The organism is Streptomyces albus subsp. albus, from assembly GCF_000725885.1.
GTDB lineage: Bacteria > Actinomycetota > Actinomycetes > Streptomycetales > Streptomycetaceae > Streptomyces > Streptomyces albus.
Genome location: NZ_JODR01000024.1, coordinates 53243 through 65541 on the forward strand (window position 1 = coordinate 53243; position 12299 = coordinate 65541).

The 12299-nt window shown below is 72.6% G+C and carries 2 protein-coding genes (1 of these 2 cut by a window edge); both read left to right on the forward strand.

The features are described 5' to 3' along the window. Positions 1 to 372 (forward strand): hypothetical protein, encoded by a 372-nt coding sequence (locus IO40_RS0125780; RefSeq protein ID WP_031030224.1) that lies wholly within the window; start codon positions 1 to 3, stop codon positions 370 to 372. Beyond that, on the forward strand, positions 373 to 12299 hold the start of the coding sequence (locus IO40_RS34090; protein ID WP_033229825.1) for a lonely Cys domain-containing protein. 22258 nt of this gene lie beyond the right edge of the window; 11927 of the gene's 34185 nt are visible here — the first part of the coding sequence; its start codon is at positions 373 to 375; the stop codon falls past the right edge of the window.

A 12299-nucleotide genomic window follows, 5' to 3' on the forward strand; every position in this document is an offset into this window, starting at 1 on the left:
GTGAGCGGTTATCACAACAACTACCAGGCGGACCCAGTCGGGCTGCGGGAGACGATCCAGCAGCTGGACGGGCTCGCTGGTGTGCCGACGAAGATGCGCACCGATTTCGAGCGCACGGTGCAGGCCACCAGCGGCTGGAACGGCGTGGACGACGACTTCCACGACAAGACGGAGGACCAGGACAAGCAGCAGATCGAGAGCTGCCGGGCAGTGATCGACTCTCTGGGGGAGCTCCTCACCGGATTGCAGTCGGCGGTGCGGCAGAGCCTGGGCAGTATCGAAGACGTCCAAAAGACGGTCCAGGACGAGATCCACAACGCCCAGGCGAACGTCGGCAACTACGACGACAGCGGTGACCACGGGAAGCGCTGAATGTTCGACATCGAGTATCCCGAAGAAGTCAGCGAGATGCTCTTCGTCCTGATCGGCGAGAAGCCGCTTCAGGCGAAGGCCGGTCTGGCATGGGATAGTCGGAACGCGTACACCGACCTCGCCGCCGGAATGCGCGACCTCCGATTCGAGATTCTCGACTCGATCGAGCGGGGCAAGCGGTATCTTCCGCCGAATGTCGCCGATGCCTACGAACAATCTCTTTCTGGGCTGGTGAACCGCAACGGGAACGACACCCTCCAGCAGTTCATCGGCCAGCTGGAGATATTCACCGACGACCGGGGCAAGGCCTCCGTCCAGATCCAGCAGGCCCACTTCGAGATCATCATGGAGGTCTTCTGGCTGATCCTGGAGCTGGCGCTCCTGGAGGCGATCGCCGTCTTCACCGGTGGTGCCTCGGTCTCGGAGATGATCCTGGCCCGGATGCGGGCCAGGCTGGCGATCCTTTTCGCGATCGACCGGCTTCTGCGGTACGTCCAGGCGTTCCCCTCGCTGTCCGAGGCGTTCGAGGAGGCCATCCAGAATCTGGCCGCCCAGCTGCTGACGATGACGATCAACGCCCCGGAGGTCGGGGCCGACAAGGTCAACTGGAAGGACGTCGGCCTCTCCGGGGCTGTCGGCGGACTTGCCGGATTCTTCATCGGCCACTTGGCGAAAGGGGCGTTCAACCTCAAGAACCACCTGTCGAACTACTTCAAGACCAACTTCGACAAGGACATCTTCGGCAAGTTCGAGATCCGCTTCAACAATCCGTTCACCCGGCACAACGCCAACAACGCGGCGTACGACCTTCCCTCGTCCTTCGTGGCCGAGGGCGCCGGTGAGACCGCGGCCGTGGCGGTCGTGCTCCAGCAGGGGGACGCGATGTCCGCCCTCGGGGCCGGCCTCAGCGGGGCGTCCGGACTCTTGATGGCGAAGCCCCTGGAGCAGGGCTACCACGGCATCCACAAAAAGCTCTACCCCGACGGCAATCTGTTCACCAAGTTCCAGCAGAACAGCTCGCAGATCCTGCTGGACCGCCTCAGCAGGGAAGCCGGAGGCGGTTCCGGGACCACCACCACAGACTCCGCGGCGACCAAGTTCACACCCCCGCCGACGTCCGCCACACCGCCCTCGACGGTGGGCAACACACCCGTGCCGCCCCCGCCCGTCGTCACCCCGCCGTCGACACCGCCGCCCCCGACGCCCGTCACCAGCGGCGACCCCGGCACCACGACCACCGACAACGGCTACGAGTCGGACGATTCCGATGTTTCGTCCTCGCCGAGTGTCTTCGACACCCCGGACACCTCGGACACCGAGTCGCTGTCGGACGCCGACTCCGTCTACTCCGACACCTCGGTGACAACCGCCTCGACGCTGCCGACGAACATGCCGCTGACCGGAAATGGCACCGGCACCGGGGGCAGCGCGCACCTCAAGTCACCGGACCACCTCAAGTCCCCTGAGTACCTGAACGGGTCGGTGACCTACGACGACCCGACGGTCATGAACGTCGCCGACCCCGGCCTGTCGGACACCTCGGACGGCAGCCTCCCGCCGGTGTTGAAGGGGATGTCCCCGACGGCTCCGGGCACCGCGACGGACAACCTCAAGACCCCGAACTCCCTGCTCGACCCTGCCGCACTCGACGCGTCGGGTGGCCTGAACACGCCCGGTGCCCTGAACGTGCCCGGCGCCCTGAACGGCGCGACCGGACTGGGCACCCCGGGCGGAGTCAACACACCGGCCGGCCTCAACGCCCCCGGCCACACCGGCAGTCCGCCCTCCGTGCCGACCGTCTCGCAGCAGGACCCGAAACTCACCGGCACCGACCAGCCCGATGCCGGACACCGGAACAACGCCGGCCAGCAGAGCAACGCCGGCCAGCAGAGCAACCCCGGCCAGCAGAACGGCACCCCGGCGAACACCCCGGGAGGGCAGACCGCTCCGCACGCGCCGGGGACCAACACCCCCGGCGCCCAGCGCCAGGCCGACCTCGCCCAGGCCCGCACCGCGTACGCCGACGCGCTCTCCTCGTACGCCGACGCCACCCGCGCCGTCGAGGAGCCAGCCGACGGCACCGACTCCGCCGCGGCGCTCGACGAGGCCCGGGCCCGCGCCCAGCAGGCGCACGGCGACCTGATCGACGCCGCTGCCCGACTCCGTGACCTCGGCGTCCCGCCACACGCCACAGCACCCGACGGCACCGGCCACACTCCGCCCCAGGTCCACCGGGACGGCACTCAACGCGCGTGGATCGCGCAGCAGCTCACCACCGAGGACCTGCCGGAGGCCCTCGCCCAGGACCTGGCGAAGCTGCACGCCCCGGACGCCCTCGTCAGCCCGGCGGCCCTGCGCGAGGCGGGCATCACCCCGGATGCGGTAAGGCACTCGGCGGTGCGCGACGGCGACCCCGTATCCGTCGCCGCGCTCGATCCGGTCGACCAGGCACGCTGGCTGATGGCGCAGCCCGGCCCTTGGCCGGTGGTGCTGGAGACCGTGGCGGCCAACGCGTCCCTGCGGATGTGGGAGGGGGCGTACGCGGACTTCAAGAGCGCGGCGCTGAACGGCGATCCGCGCCCGACGACGGCTCCGCAGCAGACCACGACGGACACCGCCGGGGCCCGCAGCGCGACACCCCAGACCACCTACACGCCGCAGCCCACCGAGGCGGACGTGGACCGGGCCTGGGACACGGCCGTCGCCCTGGTGCTGCCGCCGACGTCGGCCCCCGTCCTGGCCGACTCCCGCAACGCCGGGGCCCCCTACCGGGACGCCGTGCGGCAGGTCGCCGACCATCTGCTGACGAACGGGCCGGACGCGCCCTCCGGCGTCACGCTCGCCACCTCGCTCCGCGCCGCCCTCGGACTCGGCCCCGTCGCCCCCGTCCGTACGGCGTCGGCCACCGAGCCGTCGGCCCCGCTCCCGCCGGCCCCCACCGTCACCACCTCCGGCGACCTCCCGTCCGTCCCGACGACACCCACCCCGGCCCGGCCCACCACCACGACCACCACGCCCGACGCCGACCCCGGCCCGGCTCCCGCACAGGCCGCCGAGACCGTCTCACGTGACGTACCGCCCACGTCCGACACGCTCCCCGCTCAGGACACACGCCCCGCGCAGGACACGCCCCCGGCCGAGGACACCCCCGCCGCGAAGGACGTCCCCGCTCCCGCCGTGTCCGTGGACCCCGTGGCGGAGCTGGCATCGCGGCTGCCCACGATGGCGAAGGCCGACCGGGCCCGGGAACTGTCGCTGCTCCCGCCCGCCGACCGCGAGCGCCTGGCGTCCGACCCCGCACTGGTGGAGGCGCTGCGGCAGACGCTTCGGCCCGCCGACTTCGCCGAGACCGCCGCCCAGTTGATGGTGCAGGTCCCCGCAGGGGTGGACCAGCCGGTCTCGGCGCGGCACGAGGTCCAGGCCCAGGTCGCCCGCATGCTGCGCGACCCGGATGTGGCGGCGAATCTGCTGAAGGAGGGCGCACGCGTCGCCGTGGTGCCCAAGGGCGAGGCGCTCACCACGCTGGACGCGTTCCGTCACCTCGCGGGAGCCCGGTCACCCGACGGGCGCCCCTGGGAAGAGGTGCGCGGCGCAGCGACCCGCACGGCAGGGGTGACGGAGGAGAACCTGCTCGGCGAGGTGACCTCCGTGCGGACGGAGCGGCGCTCGCAGCCGGAGGGCTACTCCTCGACGACGCACGAGGTGGCCCACCTCGTCCACCAGTACGGACTGACCGACGCGGACAAGCAGCTCGTCCACGACATCTACCAGGCCAAACTGGGCCAGGGGGACGCCGCGGTCTGGCCGGACGGCCCGCTGCACGACCCCTCAGGCAAGCGCAGGAAGCCCAACTACTCGTCCCTCAACGAGTACGAGTTCTTCGCCCAGCTCACCAATGCCTATCTGGGCACCAACGCGGGCCGCGACGGGTACACCAGGCAGTGGCGGAACAACGGCGCCGCCTGGGTCCGGCAGCACGAGAAGGCGCTGCTGCCGCTGCTGGAGCGGCTGTACGGGCCCGACCCCGAGGCCGTCCACGCGCGGCCCGCCAACCAGCTCGCCGGGCCCCGGAAGGAGAACTGGGTCTTCGAGGGCTTCCGGGCGTTCTGGGACCGTGCCGAGGGCACCCACCAGCCGCAGCCCCACGCGCTGGCACCCGTGCCCGAGCCCGACGCCGTGCCCGGGGCCACCGCCGCGACGGCGGACGCCACACCGGCGGACACCACTGCGACGAACGCCCTGCCTTCGCCGCCGGCGAACCGGCGGGACGGTGAGCAGCACCTGGAGTCCATATCCCGGAACACGTTCGGTGCCGACGCCGCCTCCGATCCGTCGTCCACCGCCGACACGACCCCCGCCGCACCGGCCCTCTCGGCGCCGCTGTCCCCGGCCGGGGTCACCGCGCTGGCGGCCCGACTGGACGCGGACCGGGTGCGCACCGTGCCGGTCGGCGACCCGCCTGCGGCGCCCGCCCCGGCGGCGCAGACCGCTCCACCGGCCGCCACCACGCAGCAGGCCGGCACCACGCAGCAAGCCGCCACCGCGCAGCAGGCCGCCACCATGCAGGAGGCCGCCACCACGCAGCAAGCCGCCACCACGCCGCTTGCCGCCCCGCCCGCGGCCTCGCCGTCCTCCGGGCCCTCCGTGCTGCCCACGTCGGACATGGTGACCTTCGACGGGCAGTCCGCGACGGTCTCCCCTGCCCGGGAGGCGGCCGTCGAGCGGCTGGCCTTCCGTACGGCGCAGACGGGAGTGCGCAACAAACGCGCGTGGCTGTCCAAGAGCCCGGTGGTGATCACCGCGCACGGCACGGGGCCGCTCGCCCAGCAGCGGGCCGATGCCGTGGCCGCGCTCTTCAGGCACCACCTCGGCCGTGCGCTGACCACGCTCGGCGCGGGCACCAAGGGGCCGACCGTCGACGACTTCCCCGTCACCGTCGAACTGGGCGGCCGGGCGCCGCAGGGGGCGACGGAGGGCCCGGTGACCGTCCAGGTCGCCATTGATCCGCTGTCGGCGCCGGTGCTGCACCTGGAGGAGCTGGGGAAGGCCGAGTACGGCAGCGGCATATTCCGCCCCGACCGCCTCGTCCGGCGGGTTCTGGGTCTGGGTGACGGCGCACCGCTCAGCCGTGCCATGCGCCGGAACCTGTACACGTTCGTCGGCCTGGCCATGATGAACGGCCGGGCGGGCAGCCTGGCCGAGCTGACCGCCTACTACGCCGAGCGGGAGGCGGCCCTCTTCAGCGAGCGTCGCCACAGCACGGCCGACGGCACGCCCGCCCCGGGCCTCAACTGGACGGATCTGCCGGCCAAGCCGCTGTACACCGGCACCGTCGGTCTCCTCCAGGAGCGGCCGGACGGCGCCTACCCGGACATCCTCTCCTCGACGCCGCCGCGGTGGGCCAAGGGACCCAAGCCGTATCTGCTGGGCGCCTCCATGCGGGACGGCCGGGTGAGCGTTCCGGCCCCCCACGGCGGGATGCGGGGGATGGGTGCCGAGCAGTTCGTGGAGCGGGTCCTGCAGGACCCCGAGCTGGCCGCGCTGCCGGCGGACGCGCCGATTGTGCTGGCCGTGCCCTTCGCCGGGGACGGGGACCAGTACCTGGCGCGGCTGCTGGCGGACCGGACCGGCCGCACCGTGTGGGCGCACAGCGGTGACGCGCGGCTGACGGTCACCTCGGACGGCGAGCGGCTGGCCCTCGCGGTCTTCAAGGAGTCCGGACGCCCGGTGGGCGACTGGTTCGCCGTCCAGCCCGGCATGCTGCCCGACAGTGACAGCGACGAGTCCTGGTTCGACGAGGTGGCGTCCTCCCCGCTGGCCAGCGCGACGACGGGCCTCCAGATCGGCCGCACCTCCTTCCCGCCACACGAGATGGCCGTCCGCGAGGAGGCGTACCGCTTCCTCGACCGGATCACGCAGTACGTGCACTACAACTTCGCCACCGGGACGTTCTCCAAGGAGTTCACCCTGGAGCCCGCGTCCCGGGGGCGGATCAAGGCGTTCTTCGCCGCCCACGGCGGGGCGGGCTCCACCTCGTTCGCCACCCGTGGCGGGGGCACCCACCGTGCCCGGGGCGGGGCGGGCGCCAAGTGGCTGAAGAAGAGCAAGAGCTTCGGCAACCTCCTGCGGACCAAGGACGACTGGCTCGGCCTGGTGACGTGTCAGTCCGGCTCCGGAGGGGACAGCGCCCTGCCGCCCCGAAGCGGCTACGGGCGGAACAATCCGGGCGCCTTCACGCCCAACCCGCTCCGGGACATCCCCGAGGGCCAGCACTACGCCAACGAGATGCGGCACAAGGTGAGCGCCGCCACCGTCCGCTCCGCCGTCTCGGTGGTGAACGGGAAGCACGTCCGGGTGCTGGTGACCGACCCGCGGGGGCGCTGGGGGAGTTACGGCGAGTTCTTCCCCGAGCCGGAGACCGCCGAGCTGGACCGCAGGGCCCGCGTCGTCGGGCTGCACGCCGGCACCGGTCCGGCCTCCGCGGAAGCCCGGCTGCGGACCCTGGACCTGGTGCGGGCGCTGCGGATGACCCTGGGCAACGAGATCGACGACGACGTCCACGTCGATGCCGACCCCGGCTACGCGCAACTCCTGCGCGGCGCCGGCGCGCTGGAGCGGATGTGGCGCGAGGATCCCCGCTTCGCCCAGGCGGGACCCTTCACGCTGGACCTGTTCCGGCGGGCCGTCGTCGCCGAGCTGCCGTCGGGGCGGACCGAACCGCGCCGGGACGACTTCCGGGCACTGCTGTCCGAGGCAGCCGTCGCACCGCGGCGGACGAAGCTGGCCGACTTCGTGACGCTGCCCGGCTCACTGGGCCGGGCAGCGGCCTGGCTGAGCGGGGCGGACGCCGCACAGGAGACCGCCGACCTGCTCCGCCTGTCCGGCCCGGACCAGGTGGGGGAGGACGAGCGGTCGCGGATGTTCTGGGCCCGGGTCAAGGCGGAGGAGGCGCTGGACGCGCTCGGCTCCGGGCTCGACGCCTACACCGCCCGGGTGCTGCACCTGGACCCGTCCGCCGTGGACGACGCGGCACGGGAGAGAGCGCGGACGCTGACGGCGCACGCGTACGCGGTCGGCCGCGACGGCGCCGTCCCCGACGAGGTGGCCGCCTACCACCTGGAGACCGAAGGAGCCCTGTCCGAGGCCACCCGGATCCCCCCGTCGGCACCCGGCTCCTCCGGGGGCGGGCGGAACCTGCTGGGCACCCGGGCGGGGAACGCGACCGTGGACCTGTCGAAGGTCCACGTACCCGGCGGCACGGTGGACGCGCCGTGGCACGGGAAGACCGGCGGCACCACGTCACCCGACCCGTACGTGATCCGCGCGGAGCTGGACCGCACCGATGCGGGCCACCTCTTCGTGACGTACGGCGGAGTGACCCGGCGCATACCGGCCGGGGAGTTCATCGAGCTGGCGGCCAACGATCCGGAGCTGCTGGTTCTCGACCCGGCCGTCCCGGTCTTCCTGGCCGTCTCCGAACTGGACCGCTTCGCACCCGGTGTGGCGGACGACCTGGCCCAGCGCATCGGACGCGGCGTGTACTCCACCGAGTTCCCCCTCGGGGAGCACACGGACGGCGGCACGGCGCCGGTCTTCTCGCTGCACCCCTCGCCCGTCACCGGGGCGAGCCCCACGGCCGCCGCCCTCCGGCGGTCCGGCGCCCGCACGCTGGAGCAGGTCCGCATCCCCCCACCGGTGTCGCTGCCCCTGGACGCGGAGCCCTCCTCTTCCTCCCGCCCGACCGTGGTCGTCGATCCCCCGCGGCCCGCCACCGGCGACGGCACGCCGCTCTTCGACACCACGCCCTCCGCCCTCGAAACCGCGCTGCTGGCCCCGGCCCCGCCGGCCACCCCGCCGCCGCCCTCCGGGCCGCCCTCGACGCTCGGCACCACCCCGCCGCCCGGCCAGAACCCGCGCCCGCGGCCGGCCGGGGCGCGCATCGACGAGGAGCTGGACGAGCGCCGCCCGGCCCGCATCGACACCGAGATGCTGCCGCCGCCGCAGGTGCACCGGCCCAGCACCTTCACCGACGAGACCCGGATGCCCGGCTACGTCGACGGTTTCCTGCCGTTCCCCGGGGACGAGTCCGACGGCACCTCCATGGCGATGGCCTTCGGCCAGAGCGATGTGCACATCCGCGGCTGGGAGCAGATCACCGAGCAGATCGACATCGGGATGGAGGCGCACGGCCCCGACAACGCCTCGGGCGAGGAGATCTCCGAGCGCCACCAGGTGCGCGGCGGCGGCACCGACGAGTCCGTCTTCCGCCGCATCCAGCGGGCGATGCGGGAGCGTCCGCTGACCTTCGCCGGGGACGGCCGCGAGTTCGTCTACCGCACCCGGTCCGGTCTGGTGCGCAAGGTGCACATCCGGATCCGCAACTACGGCGAGTGGACCAAGTTCACCGACGGCGCCTCGCCGACCAAGGTCGACAACGCGCAGCGCGCCCAGACCACCGTCGGCGGGTCCAAGACGGTCGGCCAGACCCGCCAGTTCGCCCCGACGGCACCGCTGGGACCCCAGTCCTCGCTCTTCTCCGCATGGGGCCGGATCGGCCTGCGCTTCGGCCGCCTGCGCGAGGTCGCCTACTCCGCGCAGGACCAGGTGCTGAACGTGGCCGAGGTCCGCGGGCTGGACACCTCCCACCTGTACCTGGACGACGCCTACGTAGAGGTGCGCATTACCGACGCCGAGCCGCCGCGCCCGGCCAAGCCGGGCGTGCTGGGCACCTCATGGCGGGCCCGGGAGGCACGGACAGCCGTTGCGGACGTGGAGTTCGCGTTCGGTGTGCGCCACGGGCTCAAGGCGCGGCTCACGGAGTCCGCGACCGCCGGGACCAAGCCCGGCCGGACCCCCAGAACGCTCAGGCTCGGCCCCGAATCCGACTACCGGCTCGTCATCACCGAGGACTTCGGACCCGTCGCGCACATCCGCGACTGGGCGGTGCGGCGGATCGGCGCCGAACCCGACTCCTCGGCCTACCGCGAGCTGGGCAGCTTCTTCTCCTCCGGGAACTTCCACCAGATCGCCGGACGGCTGGCCCGGTCCGCGGTGCCGGGCAACCCGCTGTTCGCCGACGACAAGAAGAAGACACCGCTGGGCGCCTTCATCGTCGAACGGGTCGTGCCCACCCGGGCCGTACTGGCGACGGAGACCGACAAGGCGGAGCTGCGGGACTCGGCCTTCCTGACGGTGCAGAACACCCGCAAGCAGACCAAGGCGCACTCCGCGGACGCCACGATCGTCGTCGGGCCGACCTTCAACACGCCGTCGCTCGGCGGTCTGCTGGACCTGCTCAGCCACCTCAAGCTGCGCATCCAGCTCGGGCCCAGTGCCCGCATCGGACACGTCCGGGGCCGCTCGGCCATGACCGGCGGCTCGGGCGCGGTCCGCTCCGTCGGCCGGGCCAAGAACGTCACCACCGACCTCTACCGGGTCGAGAAGACCGTCTGGGTCCGCAAGACCGGCGACGCGCATCCGACCCCGTTCACCACCTGGAGCCTGGACCGGATGACGCGCACCGAGGCGCGCCGGCTGGCCGGGATGGAGGACGAGAACGCCTTCGCCCGCACCGAACCCTTCGCCCCGGCCTATCTGACGCGGGACAACCCGCCGACCCTCGGCATGTCCCGGCCGGTGCAGTTCCTCTTCGCCGACGGCCGCTACAGCCGCAAGTTCCCGGCGCGCACCCAGGGCACGGACCTGCCCGCACAGCAGCAGGCCACCGCGCAGGCGGCGGACAGTCCCACGGTCACCTTCGCCGAGCGGACCCGGCTCGACTCCTTCACCCGCCAGGTGCTGACCGCCGTCGCCGACAAGTACCCGAACATGGTCGCCCGCTGGGAGGACCTCGGGGACCCGGGCGACAAGCGGTGGCGCGACCACGCGCACTACCAGATGGTGCTGCACAACACGCTGACCGTCGTCAACGCGCTCTCGCACCACAGCATGGCCGGGAACCTGGAGACGATGAGCCGCACCGGTCTGCGCATCGGCCTGGTCAACCCCGGCCGGTTCAGCCGCGGCTACTACTACATCTGGATCGACGCCGAACTGACCAACCGCACCTGGGTGTCCCCGACGGACACCATCCTGCGCCACAGCGCGCCCGGCGCGACCAGACTGGACGAGTCCCGGTACGGGGTCCAGGGGGCCGAGCTCGGGTTCGAAGCGGTCGGGTCGCTGCGCGACACCACCACCGACAACATCGGGTTCCCCGCGCACGCCTTCACCGGCCAGGGCGGCTACCAGGCCGGCTGGCAGACGCGCGACGAGTCCGCCTACGGCTCGACGGCCACGTTCGACCAGATGGCCATCACCACCAAGCCGGGCAACCTGTACTCCTACGACCTGGCGCTCACCGTCAGCACCGGCGGCTACTGGCGGCCCCGCAGCCTGCTGCGCGGCCTCGTCAGCTTCGGCATCCTCGGCACCCAGCTGTTCGTCATGGGCCCCAAGGGCCGCGGCGACATCATCGGCGGCAACGCCGCGGTCCCCGCCGTCCGGGGCAAGGTGCTGCTCAGCGTCCCGGCCGACCACTCCCCGGCCACCGACCCCCACGCGCCGGGCGCCGACAACCCCTACCTGGACCCGAACCCGGTCGTCTCCCGGCCGATGACCCGCACCGAGGCCAGGAAGCTGCTGGACGCCTCCACCGAGAGCGGCTGGAGTCCGGGCCCGCTGGACGGGCTGCCCCACCAGACGCTCTCCGTGGTGGCGCCCAAGCAGGACCGGGGCGTCGTGGACCGGGTCCTGGCCAAGGCGTCCCACGACCGCTGGCAGCTCACCCGCGAGGGCGCCCCCGCGCACGACGCCGCCGTCCGGCCCGGACAGCCGCAGTACCTGACGGCCAACGCCGACCAGAACGCCGGCGCCACCGGATCCCGCACCACCGGACTGTTCGGCAAGGGCCCCTACATCGACTGGCTGGCCACCGTCGTCCACCGGATGCGGATCACCAATCTGCGCGCGCTCACCCGGCCGCAGCCGATGGAGACCGAGATGACGCTCGGCGGCTCCACCAAGGCGTCGGGTGCGCAGAGCAAGTCCTTCACACAGCAGGCCGGCATCTCCTTCGTCTACGGCCACTCCCACCAGCAGGGCCCGGGAGTCACCGGCAGCTACGGCGCGGTGTGGCGGCCCTGGTGGCGCAACCGCAGCTCCACCGGCACCGTCACCCGCACCGTCACCTCCGACATCAACCGCGTCGACCAGGGTCACCAGGTGCTGGCCAACGGCGACGCCGAGCACGAGGTGGCCGCCGAGACACGCTCCTCGGGTCTGCTCTCGCCACTGGGCGCGATCGTGCGCAGGCTGCACGACTGGGCCGGTGAACGCCTCACGGTCCGGGGCGGCTGGCTGGGCCACCTGCCCGAGCGGACCGCCCACCAGCTCGGCCTCATCGAGGGCGACGACCTGGGGGGCGGCCCCACCTACGCGGCCCGCCGGTGGCTCCAGCCCCGGTGGTTCCGCAAGGCCCCGTTCGCCACCTACCCGGTCAACTCGCTCGACACGACCGAGGTGGTCGAGCGGTTCCAGCGGCGTCTGGACGAGCTCGGCCTCGACGAGGACAGCCGGGAGGCGGTCCTGCGGCTGACCTCCTCCCGGGTCACCCGCGCGCTGCGCCGCGAGATGACGGGCACGGGCTCCTCGGTGACCGGCCGGATCCGCGGCGCCGGCTGGAAGCGGCTGCGCGTCGGCGGGCGGGACGTCCGCATCCGGGCGCGCCTGGAGCCCGTGGGCGAGCCGGAGTTCGTGCGACTGTGGCCCCGCACCGAACTGGAGGACCACCGGTGGGCCGTCGAGAGCTTCAGCGATGCCTTCGGCACGGGCCGGGGCAGTGACGCCGGAACGATCGTCAACGAGGGCGTCCACACCGGGAACGCCGTCGCGCCCATGAGCGGCCCGTCCCTGACGGAGACCGGCTC